The following is a 14546-nucleotide window of genomic DNA, read 5'->3' as shown; positions in this document are numbered from 1 at the left end:
TCCGTTTATGATGAATTATTCCTTTCCGGGTTTTGTGCCGGAGCGACCCGTTGAGCCGGGTGCCGGTGTGCCATTGTGAAAACCGTGGATTCGCGACTTTGGTGCAATGCACAATATTCTTGACATTATTGTGCATTGCACATAGATGAAACTCATAACCTTCCCCAACGACAGGAAATTCCGCCATGATGAACTTTGACAGCACTTCGAAAATGAGCAAGGAAGCCATGGACAGCATGCTGACCACGGTTTCGTCGATGACCAAGGGTTTCCAGCAGATCGCTGCCGAAGCAACCGAATATTCCAAGAAGTCCTACGAGGACGGCACCGCCGTCGTCGAGAAGCTGGCATCTGCCAAGAGCCTCGACAAGGCTATCGAAATTCAGACCGACTACGCCAAGAACGCCTATGAGACGTTTGTTGCGCAGGCCACCAAGATGAGCGAACTCTACGCTGACATGGCCAAGGAAGCCTACAAGCCCTTCGAAAAGGCAGCAGCCAAGGTTTCCGCCTGATACCTGCCTGCCTTCCACCTGTCTGGGTGGAGGATCGAATTCGCGCAAACCCGGTCGCATATCCGTGCGGCCGGGTTTTTGCGTTTGGCGCACTCGTGCGGGAAATCTCTTTCTTCGGTGTCGAAGGGGGCTTAAAATCCCCGCAGGAAAGACTAAGTTAGAGCCAATGCCGGTGCTTCGGATTTGCGCGCGCCGGCGGCAAATGACAGGAACTGGCCAGAGTGAACGACAGCATGAATCTGCTACGCCTGCAGGCGGACAAGAAAAACGGCGACGGGGACTCGGAGAGAGGCACGTCCGTCATCACCCGTACCAAGCCGCAGGTGAAGAAGCCCAGCATGTACCGCGTGCTGCTACTGAATGACGACTACACCCCGATGGAGTTTGTAATTCATGTACTTGAGCGCTTTTTTCAGAAGGACCGTGAGCAGGCCACCCGGATCATGCTTCACGTCCATAATCACGGAGTCGGAGAATGCGGTGTGTTCACCTATGAAGTGGCTGAAACCAAAGTGACGCAGGTCATGGATTTTGCACGCGAAAACCACCATCCGCTGCAATGCGTGATGGAAAAGAAATGAGGACCTGAAATTGCCTAGCTTTTCAAACAGTCTCGAAAAGGCGATCCATCAGGCGCTGACCTATGCCAATGAGCGGCATCACGAATATGCCACGCTTGAGCATTTGTTGCTGGCGTTGATCGAGGATCCCGATGCTGCGGCGGTCATGGGCGCGTGCAATGTCGATATCGACCAGTTGCGCCGCACGGTCAGTGACTATGTCGACAAGGAACTCGGCAACCTGGTGACCGGCTACGACGAGGACTCCAAGCCCACATCCGGCTTTCAGCGCGTCATTCAGCGCGCGGTGATCCATGTCCAGTCGTCCGGTCGCGAGGAAGTCACCGGCGCCAATGTGCTCGTGGCGATCTTCGCCGAGCGCGAAAGTCATGCCGCCTATTTCCTGCAGGAGCAGGAGATGACCCGTTACGACGCGGTCAACTTCATCTCGCACGGCATCGCCAAGCGTCCCGGGGCGGAAGAAGGCCGCACCGTCCGCGGTGCGGAGGAACCTGATCCCGATTCGGCCAAGGCCGATCAGGCCGGCGAGGAAGGCGGCAAGAAGAAGGGCCAGGATGCCCTGACAGCTTACTGCGTCAATCTCAATGAGAAGGCCAAGACCGGTCGGATTGATCCGCTGATCGGCCGGATGGAAGAGGTCAATCGTACCATCCAGATCCTGTGTCGCCGGTCCAAGAACAATCCGCTCTACGTCGGCGATCCCGGCGTCGGCAAGACCGCCATCGCCGAAGGCCTGGCAAAGCGTATTGTCGAGGGCGATGTTCCCGACGTTCTCTCCGATGCAGTGATCTATTCGCTCGACATGGGATCGCTGCTCGCCGGCACCCGCTATCGCGGTGATTTCGAGGAACGCCTCAAGCAGGTGGTCAAGGAACTCGAGGATCTGCCAGGCGCTGTGCTGTTCATCGACGAGATCCACACCGTCATCGGTGCCGGCGCCACCTCCGGCGGCGCAATGGATGCATCCAACCTGCTCAAGCCCGCCTTGTCCTCCGGCGCAATCCGTTGCATCGGTTCGACCACCTACAAGGAGTATCGCCAGTTCTTCGAGAAGGACCGCGCCCTGGTGCGTCGCTTCCAGAAGATCGATGTCGCCGAGCCGACGATCCCCGATGCGATCGAAATCCTGAAAGGTCTCAAGCCCTATTTCGAGGAATATCACAAGGTCGGCTACACCGACGATGCGATCAAGGCGGCCGTGGAACTCTCCGCGCGCTACATCACCGACCGCAAGCTCCCCGACAAGGCCATCGACGTGATCGATGAGACCGGTGCGGCCCAGATGCTGTTGCCGGAGAAGAGCCGCAAGAAGACGCTGACCGACGTCGAGATCGAGAACACCATCGCCACCATGGCCCGGATACCGGCCAAAACCGTGTCCAAGGATGACGAGACCGTTCTCGCCAATCTCGACAAGGAACTGCGCTCGGTCGTTTACGGCCAGGACACGGCCATCGATGCGCTGACGGCGGCGATCCGTCTGGCCCGCGCCGGCCTGCGCGAGCCCGACAAGCCGATCGGCTCCTACCTTTTCTCGGGCCCAACCGGCGTCGGCAAGACCGAAGTCGCCAAGCAGCTGGCATCCTCGCTGGGTGTCGAGCTGCTGCGCTTCGACATGTCCGAATACATGGAGCGGCACACTGTCAGCCGTCTGATCGGCGCGCCTCCGGGCTATGTCGGTTTCGACCAGGGCGGGCTTCTGACCGATGGCGTCGACCAGCATCCCTATTGCGTCCTTCTGCTCGACGAGATCGAAAAGGCCCATCCGGACCTGTTCAACATCCTGTTGCAGGTCATGGATCATGGCTCGCTCACCGATCACAACGGCAAGAAGATCGACTTCCGCAACGTCATCCTGATCATGACCACCAATGCGGGCGCATCCGACATGGCCAAGGCCGCCATCGGCTTCGGCTCGTCCAAGCGCGAAGGCGACGACATGGAAGCGATCAACCGGCTGTTCACGCCGGAGTTCCGCAACCGTCTCGACGCGATCATCCCGTTTGGAGCACTTCCGGTGAAGGTCATTCACATGGTCGTGCAGAAGTTCGTCATGCAGCTTGAAGCACAGCTGGCCGAACGCAATGTCACCTTTGATCTCGGTGAAGACGCCATCGGCTGGCTTGCGGACAAGGGTTATGACGAACGAATGGGCGCCCGGCCTCTTGGTCGGGTGATCCAGGAGAACATCAAGAAGGAGCTCGCAAACGAGCTTCTGTTCGGCAAGCTGAAGCATGGCGGCACAGTCAAGGTCACCGTCGGTGACAAGGACAATGGCACCAGGGGACTGATCCTTGAGGCGATTTCGGCGGAAGTGCCGGTCAAACCGAAGAAGGAAAAGGCTCCAGCCAGGAAACGCGCTCCGGCCAAGGCGAAAGCCAAGCCGAAGTCCACGACTACCAGGACAACGCGCAAACCCTCTGGAGGCAAGGGACCTTCCAATTCCGGCAAGCCGGATCCGGAAGCCTCTGCAAAGAGCGAGGAACCGAAGGCGGCAGTCGCCGAAAAGACCGCGCCGCGCAAGCCCTCCAGTGCCGTACCCAAGGTGCCGCGCAAGAAGTAGCCCCGCAAGGCAAGCCTGAGAATCAAAAACACCCCGGTCATACCGGGGTGTTTTGCGTTCCCGTGGAAGCCTTGCAGAAAACGCATCGTCCGCATACATGAAAAACGGTTGCAGCGCGGCTGAAAGTCTCTCACAAACTCTCCATGAGCACTCCTTCCGCCCAGCGCGGCGTCCACTGGTTCCTGAAGGGCGCGCGCGGCATCGCCTCGCTTCCCGCCATCATCCTGATGAGCGCCTTTGTCGGTTTCTGCGGTTTTGCCGTCGAGGCGGGGATTCCGCTTGGCGAAACCGTGTTCATGACCGGCATGATCTGGGCTCTGCCGGCAAAGGTCCTGCTGGTCGGCTCGATCCTGGCAGGCGTTTCGCTGCCGGCAGCCTTCATCACGGTTGCGCTGTCATCGATCAGGCTGATGCCGATGGTCGCCGCGCTGATTCCTGAAATCCGGACCGAGAAAACGCCCACCTGGCTGCTGCTGTTGCTGTCACATTTCATCGCGATTACCGCCTATGTCTTCACCATGGAGCGGATCCGCGACGTGCCGCGCGAGCATCGCGTCGCCTTCTTTGCTGGCTTCGGCATGACGGTTACCTCGGCCAATATTGTCCTGGTCGCGGTCATCTATTCGACGGTCGCCAATCTGCCGGCAATGGTTGCGGGTGCCTTGTTCTTCCTCACGCCGGTCTATTTTCTCACCTCGATCTGGGCCTCGACCCGCGACCGGGCAGGGCACATCGCCATGATCATAGGACTTGCGCTCGGACCTCTGTTTCATCAGGTGGCACCGGAGTTCGACATTCTCTACGCCGGCGTCGTCGGTGGCACCCTTGCCTTTTTTGCTGACCGCGTCTGGAAACGGAGGGAAGGCAAGTGATGAGCTATGCCGCCTTTGACACCTGGTGGTGGCCCTACCTGTTCATTGCAATCGCCGGCTGGCTCGGAACCGATATCTGGCGCTGGCTGGGCGTGCTGGTCGGAAACCGGCTCAGCCAGGATTCGGCTGCGCTCACCTGGGTTCGCGCCGTCGCCACTGCCTTGTTGGCGGCGGTCATCGCCAAGCTCATCCTCTACCCGACCGGCGAGTTGCGGACCGTTCCGGTAGAGGTGCGTCTGTTTGCCGTTTCTGTCGGGTTTGCAGTCTTCCTGATCGGCGGAAAGCGGATCTGGCTCGGGATCGCCGTGGCGTTGATGCTCCTGCTTGCAGGTCAGCTTCTCCCGGGGCTGTGACCGGGCCTCATCTGTATGGCCGGAAAACGGGCCGGATCATTTTTCGAAACGGCGTGCGACCCAGGAGTAGCTGTCGGTTACCACATGAACCGGCTCCGTCACCAGTGACTTGAGGCTCTCGGTGTCAGGCAGTGCGTCCTGAACCCGCTTCAGCATCCTCGCCGCAAACCCTGCTTCTGCCTCATCGTCATTCAGCTGTGTCTGCTCGGTGCTCTCGGCCGGAATGTCGACCTGCGGCACAAGCGCATTCTGCACCGAGGGCGCAATGTCGATTGTGCCTGTGTCTTGCGAAGGCAGGCCGCCCTGTTCGGCTGCGGCCTCCTCTATGCCGGTGTCTCCGGGCGTCTGGCAGACCGCGACCACAACCGGATAGTCGATATTGGCGTAGCCTCTCAGCCTGTCTTCCGAGTGCGCATCGCACTCCTGGATCGTCGCCCAGCGCTCTTCAAGCATTTCGACATAGTGGCACTGGGTCGCTGAATCGTCGCAACCAAGTATCGTCATGATGATCAGGGCGGTTTGCATGAAATCCTCACAAAATATGTCGGCTTCGTTTCATGCCCCGGCAGTGTTGCAAAAACAAGGCAGCGGGCCGGTCGGGTCTGCATCTTTGCAGTAAGCCTCTTGGTTCCTCCCGCCACCGTGCCTATCTGCACCCCGCCCATTTCTCACGATTTAAGAGTGTACCGCGGAATGCTTGCCGCTGCGGGTCGTGGCGCTAACTATCCAAAGGTGTTTCATCAGCAGTAGACATCAAGCCATTAGAGATGTTGAATGTATTGCCCCGGTAGAATCTGGATCAGGCAGGTCAGGAGTTTTCCACAGTGTCACAATTTTCCGAGGAGGGCCGTGAGGCTCTCGCCCAAATCGCGAGCCGCCACGATGTCAGCCCCGACGCAGTCGAACATGTGCTTCTGGCGCTTCTGGCCGGGCAGGGGAGCCAGGCGCAGTTCAACCATCCCGACCTCGGGGGCATGGGGCAATGGTCGCAGGGCGGCATGACCATGGTCGGTGACATGTTCAACAATGCGCTCAAGGCCAAGGTAGATTCGCTCTGTTCGGAGGTGGCGCAATTGATGCAGCGGTCTGAACTGCTGCACCGGCCAAATCAGGGCGCAAGCCAGTCACAATCCCAGGGCGACGGCACGAGCTTGTTTGTCGCCGGCCGGGAGTCGGGCAACTGGTGGCCCGCAGGTCTCGGTCAAGCCGCCTCCACCGGCGCACAGAACCAGATGCGCTACGCCTGGTTTCCTGACAAGGCAAGACTGGCGATTGATGCCGGCGACGGCAAAGTGCATGTCTATGACACCGCCGACAACCGCATCGGCGGCTTCTCCCAGCAGCAGTCGGGCGACCAGACGCTCAGCTTCACCTCGCAAAATGGTCCTGTGAAACTCTCGGAATTGAGCGAAGTCCCGATGGGCGAAGAACCTGATTTGAAAAGCGGATCAGGAGCCAAGCAAGGCGCCAAAGCTTTGTCAGAGGCGCTTCTCAAGTCCGCCGCTGGTAGCCGCGCCAAGGATCATGAACCGGAAGCGGAAACCATGGCTGCGCCCACCGGGATGAGCAATGCCAGCGATCCTGTTCAATCATCCGCTGAGGAGGCCGATATCTTCGCAAAGATCGAGCGGCTCGCGGCCCTGCATCAGAAAGGTATCCTGACCGATCAGGAATATCAGGCCAAGAAAGCCGAGTTGCTGGCACGGATTTGAGCCTGATTGATCAGTTTGCTGGCAAGGCGATTGCCTGAAAGGCGCGAAGGCCGGCCGAAAACCGCGGGATCAGGCCAGCGCCGAACGGATTTTTTCTGCATTGGCCTTGAGCACGTCGCCGTCTTCCATCGTGCCGGTATGAGGCTTCAGGCTGACGCCGTCAAAACGCGGGATGACATGGACGTGCAGGTGAAACACCACCTGGCCACCGGCGCTCTCGTTGAACTGCTGGATTGTCACCCCGTCCGCATCAAACGCCATGATTACGGCCCGCGCCATCTTCTGCGTGGTCTCCATCACACGTGCAAGACTGTCGGTCCCGACATCGAGGATGTTACGCGCCGGAGCCTTCGGGATCACCAGGCAGTGGCCGTTTCCACGCGGCATGATGTCCATGATCACCAGCGTATGCTCGTCCTCGTAAAGACGCTCGGCCGGCAGTTCGCCGCGCAGGATCTTTGCAAAAACATTGCTGTCGTCATAATGGGGCGCGGTCATCGGCAGGTCTCCGTTTGATCAGTCTGGCACGTTTGTATCCGGCCCGGAGCAGGGGTCAAGCATCTCGCCCGGTCAGGCATCCGTACCGTCGGTTCTGTTGCCCTTGCGGAACGGGCCATGTTCGCTCAGCACCTGGCCGATATGCGCGACATCGCGGCGCTCCCGCTCCAGATAATCGGCGACAGCACGCCTGAGCCCGGGGTGGTCGATGTAATGCGCCGAATGCGTCGTCGCAGGCAGGTAGCCGCGCGCCAGCTTGTGCTCGCCCTGCGCCCCTGCCTCTACCCGCGCAAGCCCTTTGGCGATGGCGAAGTCGATCGCCTGGTGGTAGCAGACCTCGAAATGAAGGAACGGGTGGTCCTCGACACAGCCCCAATGGCGGCCATACAGACACTCGCCGCCGATGAAATTGATGGCGCCGGCGACAAACCGGCCCTCGCGCCGCGCCATGACCAGAAGCACGTCTTCGGCCATGCGCTCGCCGATCAGAGAGAAGAACGGGCGTGTGAGATAGGGCCGTCCCCACTTGCGCCCGCCGGTGTCGATGTAGAAGTCGTAGAAGATATCCCAGATGCTTTCGGTCAGGTCCGCGCCGGTCAGCCACTCGATGGTAATGCCATTTTCGAGGGCTGCGTTGCGCTCCTTCCTGAGCTGCTTGCGCTTGCGTGAAGCCAGTGTGGCGAGAAAGTCCTCATAGCTTTCGTAGCCGGCATTCTGGAAATGGAACTGCTGGTCGGTACGGTGCAGGTAGCCCTCGGACTCGAAGCTTGCAATCTCCGCTTCGGGCACGAAGGTGGCATGCACCGAAGACAGGCCGAGCTGGTTGCACAGGGATCGCCCGCCCGCCGCAAGCGCCCGCCTTCGGCTGTCATCTCCCGGACCGGGCCGGACCATCAGCCGTGGCCCGGTCGCCGGCGTAAACGGCGCGGAACACTGCAGCTTTGGATAATAGCGCCCGCCGGCCCGTTCAAAAGCATCTGCCCAGGCGTGGTCGAACACATACTCGCCCATCGAGTGGCTCTTGATATAGGCGGGCATTGCCCCCTCGAGCGATCCGTCCGGTGCCCGCAAAACGATATGCTGCGGCAGCCATCCGGTTTCGGCCGTGACGGAGCCAGACTCCTCCAAGGATGACAAAAAAGCGTGACTGACGAAGGGGTTATAGACGACTCCAGACTCTGGATGTGAGCCGCTTGAATCAGATTGCGAGGCCCTTGCGGCACCGCCGAGGCGGCTCCAATCGGACGCAGTGACGGAAGCCATGCTGTCGATGGTCGACAGCGTGTAATCTGAACTCTCGGTGGTCATGCGTCTCCGTCCGGCAGGGATGGCCTGCGCGCTTGGTCTCTGCTCTTCAACTTATGAACCGGGCCGGGATTGGCAAGGTCAGGATGCGTCTTCCACCGCGTCCGGATCAAATCCCTCGAAAGTCATCTGGTCGGCATGAACCCGGGTCTTTTCCCGTGCCTCGGCATCGCGCACCGTCCAGGTGATGATCGGCACGCCCTGGGCGCGCTGCACCTCGATGAAGACGTTGGGCAGGTGGTGGACGCAATAGGAGATGAAGTTGAGCCCCAATTGCATCGCCTCTTCATGAACAAAGAAGATCTCGGGTTTCGTCCCTTCGGCTGTGAGCCCGATCGGGCAGCGGGGCGCGCTGGCCTTGAGGTCACGCAGCAGGCCGTGGTCGAAGCTCATCAGTGCCACCGGCCCCTCATAGCTTTCCAGGCATTCGACGACCGCATCGGCAAAGCCGTCATCATCGTCCGGTCTGCCCTTGAGCTCGATGACCAGCGGGACCTTGCCGGCAACCTGCTTGAGCAATTGCGGTAGGGAAGGGATCCTGTCGGCGGTGCCTCCGACTGTCAGCTGTCCCAGCTCCTGCGATGTGCGAGCCCGGACATCGCCACGCAGGCCGCACAGCCGCTCGAGATCGTCATCGTGAAACACCACCGGCACCCCGTCGGCTGCGATGTGAACATCGCATTCGATAGCGTAGCCTGCGTCGATGGCCCGCTGGAATGCACTGGGCGTATTTTCCCAGACGCTCTGGTTCATGTCGTGATAACCGCGATGGGCGATGGGGCAAGCCGTCAGCCAGCCCAGATCCGTGTGCTGCTCGGCCATGGCGCGTTACCCGATCTCGATGACGGCATCGATTTCGACCGACGCATTGAGCGGCAGGCAGGCCATGCCGACAGCGGCGCGGGCATGCTTGCCGCGCTCGCCGAGAACTTCGGCAATCAGGTTTGAAGCGCCGTTGATGACCAGGTGCTGCTCGGTGAATGAAGGCTCCGATGCCACGAAGCCGTTCAGCTTCACCACCCGGACGATCCGTTCGAGATCGCCGCCAAGCGCAGCCTTGGCCTGGGCCAGGATGTTGATCGCGCAAAGCTCCGCCGCTCTCTGGCCGGTGCCGACATCAACGTCGCGGCCGAGCAGGCCCTTGACCGCAATGGATCCGCTCTCCATCGGCAACTGGCCGGAAATGAACAAATGCGAACCGGTGATGACATAGGGAAGGTAATTGGCAGCGGGGGCCGCCGCCTCGGGAAGCGTGATGTTGCGGGCTGCCAGGCGGGATTCAATCGTGTCGGTCATCTAGGGCTCCAAGGTCGGCTCTGTTAAGGCTGCTCCAACGAATTGGCGTAGCACCAAAGTTACGCCTCGCTTTTGCCACCTGCGGTCATATATCATTGGTTCGGGATTCGACAGGAGAAAACCTGATGCGCATGCTTGCAACTGCGTCACTCGCCGTCATCGCAGTCACATCTGCACACGCCGCGCCACCCGTTGGCGGCGGCGGACTTGCCGCCCATCGCGCGGTCTATGATCTGTCGCTCAAGGACGCCTCCGAAAGGTCGGGAATCTCCGGGATGGTCGGCCGTATGGTCTATGAATTCAATGGATCGGCCTGCGAGGGCTACACGGTAAGCTTCCGTTTCGTCACCGAGATCGCGACCGCCGATGATTCCAGGCTGACCGATCAGCAGACGACGACCTTTGAAGATATCCGCAACGGCACCTTCCGCTTTGTCACCCGCTCCTATGTCAATCAGAAGCTCGATCACGAGGTGCGTGGCTCTGCTGCCACGAGTGGCGAGGGACTGGCGCTTGATCTCGAACAGCCCGAGCGGGTTGAACTCGACATCGCAGCAGCGCGTTTTCCAACGGAGCACATGATCGAATTGATCGACAAGGCCAACGAAGGCGAGCGCTTCTATGAATCGCGGATCTATGACGGCTCTGACGAGGGCGACAAGGCAATGATCACCACGACGATCATTGGCGAGAAGCAGTCGGCGGATGGCGGTGACGCAGAGGCAGAGCGGGCGGGTGAACTCGCCGATGACGATTACTGGCCGGTCTCGATGTCCTATTTCGAGGAGTCCGAAGAGGGTGATGCGCTGCCGGTCTATTCCATTGCCTTCAAGCTCTACGAAAACGGAGTTACGCGTGATCTCACCATGGATTACGGCGACTTCGTGCTGCAGGGCGAACTGTCGCAGCTCGAAATGTATGATCCGGAGCCATGCGTCGAGCAATGACGCATCTGGCTTGCCCGGAATCGATTGCGAAAACTCGACCCCTGCGGGGCTGAACCGCTCCCGGCACCGCGCGGATAAGCGAGTTCAAATCCCTCCATATCCGTGTCTTCAAGTCGGTGGAGCCTGTTTTGCATGGCGACAAATGCTGCGGGCATGCAGTCTGATGCCGGTGTACACCTTTGGAAGCGGCGCTGGACCGGGGCAGATCTCTGCAACAATCGTCGCAGAAGCTGCGCTGGGCCGCCGGGAAAAAACGGCGAAGGATCCAATCAGGCGCCTGCCGGTCGATAAACCTCAGTCTGAAATCCGTGGAGTGCACAACCGGTTAATCGAAACGAAACCAATATTCCCGATCCTGTTGGCATCCAAGTGGGGTGCTGGATTCAAGGTTGAGTTCAATTTTTTGAATTCATTGGATGTTTTGTCCTGAATGCGCTTTGGGCCGATTTGGATTGCGCGTAACTGACGCCTGATGCAGAACCGTTCGAAAGTTAAACCTGAACATGAGCAAAGCCTACATAACCAATTCAATATATTGGATTTATGGTCTGATGCTTGGCACAGTAGCGCTGCTCGCCGCCTGTCTCAGCCTCCCCATGGAAGTGCCGCTCGGCGAAAGTTTCTGGGACACCTACATCTACATTGACGGTGCCCACCGGCTTTCCATCGGACAGGAAATCTACCGGGATTTTCACGCGCCAGTCGGGCCGCTCAACTACATCCTGTTCGATCTGTTGAGTTCGGTCTTCCCACATGGCAATGTGGCTCTTGTCATCCAGTGGTGCATGATGCTGGTGACGATGCCCGTGGCATTGGTCATTGGCCTTCATGCGCTTGAGCGGGGCACATTTGCCGCCTTCGGCCTGCTGCTGCCGTATCTGGCATTCTCGATCCTGCCCTTCAACGTCACATCCTGGAACGCCTTTCCCGGTGTCGACGGCTTCGCCTATTACAACCGGCACAGTTCCGTTCTGCTCTATCTGTTGGTCGCCACCTTGTTTTTCGTCCGCTCGCGATTGGTGCTTGTCGGTCTGGTGACGGTGCTTCTGCTCAGCCTCGCCTTCGTCAAGATCAACGGCTTTGCCGTCGCCGGGATCCTACTGGCCTTTGCGCTTGTTTCGCGTCGCATCAGTGTCAGCGCCTCGCTCGCAGTTGCGGCACTGTGCCTGCTTTTTGTCGGTGTGCTGGAAGTGTTGACCGGCAGTGTCTCGGCCTATCTTCAATCGGCATGGCGGCTTCTGGACGCCAATGACGGGGTCCTGCTGACCAATCTTGTGACCACGGTCAGCGCGCATTTCGATGTCATCCTGGTTGCGTCACTGCTGGCCGCCTACCTTCTTTACTCCCGCTGGCGCGGCGGTGAGAACCTCCTCACCGGTTTCGACCGCGCCCACCCGCGCGCACCAACGCCGGGTCAACTGGACCAGGACTGGCTGTGGGTCGGCGTGCTGGCCATCGCCAACACGGTGTTCGAATCGCAGAATTTCGGCGGCGCGGCCTTCATTTCTGCATGGCCGCTCCTGCTGGTCTTCCTGCTGGCGGCGGAACCGGAGAGGCGCATGCGGGTTTCACCATTGCCGGTGCTGGTCGCGTTGATCATCTTTCCGACCGCCACCAAAGTGGTCCATTCGGCGGCGCGTGCGGCTGCAACCGGGCTCAAGGACATGACGATCGAGACCGAGCACCTGCCATCGAGCATGCGGTTCAGTGCCAAGGATCTGGCCGTGGAAGCGGCTGAAAAAGCCCGCCCGATCATGGCCGCGGGCCGTGAGACCTACGGACAATATGCGGAAGCCAACATCCTGCCGGCCTATTGGCTCTATTTCGACCACCGCTTTCAGGTCAACGTGCTCACGACCATGGATGAGGTCATCGGGGCGATCCGCAGCCGCGAGGCGGAACTCGGCCATCATTACGAGGTGATCGATCTGCGTGACTTCGCCAACCCGGTCACCGCGGTGATGGGTCGGACGCCGGCGCGTGGCGTATCGATTGGCGGCGATCCCTACCGTGCCGTCTTGCCGCTGACACCGGAAGAAACGGCGGCACTGTCTCAGACAGATATCGTGCTGTTGCCGACATGCCCGCTCACAGCCGCCCGCGAGAAGCTCCATGACCGCTACGCCGAGGCCTATGCCGGCTTCAACCGCATCGTGCTGACCGATTGCTTCGATGCGCTGGAACACCCCCGGTTTGCTTCGCAATGACCGGCGCATGAGCATCAGAAAGCTCTGCGCTTCTGACATGCAGGGTGTGGTGACTTTTCGGTAATTGCTCGTTTCCCGCCTGCGAAAAACGCCAATCATGGCCCGCCGGGTGGACTGTGACGGCCCACCGTGGCAAGAGGCCACCTCGCGTCGGCCGGTTCCCGGTCCGCACTTCGCCCTGACTTCCCTGCAAGACAAGACTTCCCCGCAAGACAAGATGGAGCAACGCCATGGCGACCGCGCTTGGGCTTGATTTCGGCACGACCAACACCGTTCTTGCCCGATTGGCGCGGGGGACGGATACCACGTCTGTCAGCTTCCAGTCCCCTGCCGGGCAGAGCGATGCGATGCGCACGGCGCTGTCCTTCATCAAGGATTCGCAGCTTGGTGCCAGCGCTCTGCAGGTTGAAGCGGGCCAGGCCGCGATCCGCGCCTTCATCGACAATCCCGGTGAGTGCCGGTTCCTGCAATCGATCAAGACATTCGCCGCCTCGCCGCTGTTTCAGGGCACGCTGATCCATGGTCGGCGCTTCCAGTTCGAGGATCTGATGGAAGTCTTCCTCAAGCGGCTCGAGATCTATGCCGGCGACGATTGGCCATCGCCGGTCAGCCGTGTGGTCACCGGCCGTCCGGTCCAATTCGCCGGTGCCAGGCCGGATCCGGACCTGGCCATGCAGCGCTACAATGAGGCGCTTACCCGTCTCGGGTTTCCGGAGTTGCACTATGTCTACGAGCCGGTGGCCGCTGCTTTCTATTTTGCGCAGAACCTCAAGCACGATGCCACCGTTCTGGTTGCCGATTTCGGCGGCGGCACCAGTGATTTCTCGCTGATCCGGTTCGAAAGCCGGGCAGGGCGGATCAGTGCCTTGCCAGTGGGCCATTCGGGTGTGGGCGTCGCCGGCGACCAGTTCGATGCACGGATCATCGATCATCTGGTCGCGCCGGAAATCGGCAAGGGCAGCCAGTTCAGAAGTTTCGGCAAGAAACTTGATGTGCCCGGAAACTACTATACGAACTTTGCCCGCTGGAACCAGATGTCGATCTTCAAGACAACCCGCGAGTTTGCCGATCTGAAGGGGCTGGTGCGCCAGGCCGTCGAGCCTGACAAGCTCGAGTTGTTCATCGACCTTGTCGAGCAGGACGAGGGATACCGGCTCAACCAGGCGGTTTCAGCCACCAAGGTGGCGCTGTCGTCGCAGGATGCGGCGGATTTCCGCTTCGAGCCGCTCGGCGGGGCGGGAGAAAAGCAGGTTCTGCGCCGGGACTTCGAAACCTGGATTGCCGCCGATCTCGACCGCATCGAGGCGGCGCTGGATGAGGTGCTGGACAAGACCCGCACCGCGGCCGACGCCGTCGACAAGGTCTTTCTCACCGGCGGCACCTCGTTTGTGCCCGCCGTCCGCCGCATCTTCTCCGAGCGCTTTGCCACGGACCGCATCGAGACCGGCGGCGAGCTGATCTCGATCGCCCACGGCCTCGCCCTGATCGGTGAGCGCAGTGATATCGAACAGTGGACCGTGCCGGTTTCGGGGTGATCGTAGGCGCCTTTCGCCTGCCGGAGCGTCCGGATATGGCGGTTCCTCGCCCTTCGCACTTGCAATGCCGCCCGGTTGCCTGTATGGGCACGCTCATTCCACACGTGGGGCATGGGTCGGTCCGGGAGAAATCCGGATTGGTCCGCCGGTGGCGCAAAGCGC

General features: G+C 60.2%; 15 protein-coding genes. 10 read left to right on the top strand and 5 right to left on the bottom strand.

The window, feature by feature from the left end; genetic code table 11:
- Positions 1-185 precede the first annotated feature (185 nt).
- From SPHINGO391_RS11210 to SPHINGO391_RS11190, 5 genes are all read left to right on the top strand, one after another.
- Positions 186-515, top strand: coding sequence for a phasin family protein (locus SPHINGO391_RS11210; protein ID WP_152008908.1), 330 nt, complete (start codon positions 186-188; stop codon positions 513-515).
- 233 nt (positions 516-748) lie between these two features.
- Positions 749-1096 carry an ATP-dependent Clp protease adapter ClpS gene (gene clpS / locus SPHINGO391_RS11205; RefSeq protein WP_152011530.1) on the top strand — a complete coding sequence of 116 codons (348 nt, stop codon included), beginning with the start codon at positions 749-751 and terminating at the stop codon, positions 1094-1096.
- 10 nt (positions 1097-1106) lie between these two features.
- On the top strand, positions 1107-3659 hold the full coding sequence (clpA, locus tag SPHINGO391_RS11200; RefSeq protein ID WP_152008907.1) for an ATP-dependent Clp protease ATP-binding subunit ClpA: 2553 nt from the start codon (positions 1107-1109) through the stop codon (positions 3657-3659).
- A gap of 143 nt (positions 3660-3802) precedes the next feature.
- Positions 3803-4531, top strand: coding sequence for an AzlC family ABC transporter permease (locus SPHINGO391_RS11195; protein ID WP_152008906.1), 729 nt, complete (start codon positions 3803-3805; stop codon positions 4529-4531).
- Entirely contained in the window at positions 4531-4884 is a 354-nt protein-coding gene (locus tag SPHINGO391_RS11190) for an AzlD domain-containing protein (protein WP_152008905.1), read from the top strand. Before SPHINGO391_RS11195 ends, SPHINGO391_RS11190 begins: the two co-directional genes overlap by 1 nt.
- A 36-nt stretch (positions 4885-4920) precedes the next feature.
- Here SPHINGO391_RS11190 and SPHINGO391_RS11185 read toward each other — a convergent pair whose 3' ends face one another.
- On the bottom strand, positions 4921-5409 hold the full coding sequence (locus tag SPHINGO391_RS11185; RefSeq protein WP_152008904.1) for a hypothetical protein: 489 nt from the start codon (positions 5407-5409) through the stop codon (positions 4921-4923).
- A 299-nt stretch (positions 5410-5708) separates the two neighbouring features.
- On the opposite strand from SPHINGO391_RS11185, the gene SPHINGO391_RS11180 reads away from it, so the two are divergent.
- Positions 5709-6596, top strand: coding sequence for an SHOCT domain-containing protein (locus SPHINGO391_RS11180; RefSeq protein ID WP_152008903.1), 888 nt, complete (start codon positions 5709-5711; stop codon positions 6594-6596).
- A gap of 69 nt (positions 6597-6665) precedes the next feature.
- Here the strand turns inward: SPHINGO391_RS11180 and SPHINGO391_RS11175 are convergent, their stop codons facing one another.
- The 4 genes from SPHINGO391_RS11175 to SPHINGO391_RS11160 form a co-directional block, all read right to left on the bottom strand.
- The gene (locus SPHINGO391_RS11175; RefSeq protein ID WP_152008902.1) at positions 6666-7094 is read right to left on the bottom strand and encodes an HIT family protein; all 429 of its coding nucleotides are present in this window, start codon (positions 7092-7094) and stop codon (positions 6666-6668) included.
- Between the two features lie 72 nt (positions 7095-7166).
- On the bottom strand, positions 7167-8402 hold the full coding sequence (locus SPHINGO391_RS11170) for a GNAT family N-acetyltransferase (RefSeq protein WP_152008901.1): 1236 nt from the start codon (positions 8400-8402) through the stop codon (positions 7167-7169).
- A 78-nt stretch (positions 8403-8480) separates the two neighbouring features.
- On the bottom strand, positions 8481-9221 hold the full coding sequence (locus tag SPHINGO391_RS11165) for a glycerophosphodiester phosphodiesterase (RefSeq protein ID WP_152008900.1): 741 nt from the start codon (positions 9219-9221) through the stop codon (positions 8481-8483).
- A gap of 6 nt (positions 9222-9227) precedes the next feature.
- The gene (locus SPHINGO391_RS11160; RefSeq protein ID WP_152008899.1) at positions 9228-9695 is read right to left on the bottom strand and encodes a RidA family protein; all 468 of its coding nucleotides are present in this window, start codon (positions 9693-9695) and stop codon (positions 9228-9230) included.
- A 125-nt stretch (positions 9696-9820) separates the two neighbouring features.
- Here SPHINGO391_RS11160 and SPHINGO391_RS11155 point away from each other — a divergent pair, with 125 nt between their 5' ends.
- The 4 genes from SPHINGO391_RS11155 to SPHINGO391_RS11140 all read left to right on the top strand — a co-directional run bounded on the left by SPHINGO391_RS11155 (position 9821) and on the right by SPHINGO391_RS11140 (position 14384).
- Positions 9821-10642 carry a cell envelope integrity EipB family protein gene (locus SPHINGO391_RS11155; protein WP_152008898.1) on the top strand — a complete coding sequence of 274 codons (822 nt, stop codon included), beginning with the start codon at positions 9821-9823 and terminating at the stop codon, positions 10640-10642.
- A gap of 163 nt (positions 10643-10805) precedes the next feature.
- The gene (locus SPHINGO391_RS11150) at positions 10806-11072 is read left to right on the top strand and encodes a hypothetical protein (RefSeq protein WP_152008897.1); all 267 of its coding nucleotides are present in this window, start codon (positions 10806-10808) and stop codon (positions 11070-11072) included.
- A gap of 121 nt (positions 11073-11193) precedes the next feature.
- Complete coding sequence (locus SPHINGO391_RS11145; protein ID WP_152008896.1) at positions 11194-12849, top strand: hypothetical protein; 1656 nt, start codon at positions 11194-11196, stop codon at positions 12847-12849.
- A gap of 230 nt (positions 12850-13079) precedes the next feature.
- Positions 13080-14384 carry an Hsp70 family protein gene (locus SPHINGO391_RS11140; protein WP_152008895.1) on the top strand — a complete coding sequence of 435 codons (1305 nt, stop codon included), beginning with the start codon at positions 13080-13082 and terminating at the stop codon, positions 14382-14384.
- The last annotated feature ends 162 nt before the right edge of the window (positions 14385-14546 follow it).

It is taken from the genome of Hoeflea sp. EC-HK425 (genome assembly GCF_902498795.1).
GTDB classification, from domain to species: domain Bacteria; phylum Pseudomonadota; class Alphaproteobacteria; order Rhizobiales; family Rhizobiaceae; genus Hoeflea; species Hoeflea alexandrii.
The sequence above is the reverse complement of the archived record's forward strand: the minus strand, read 5'-3'. Positions and strand labels throughout refer to the sequence as shown.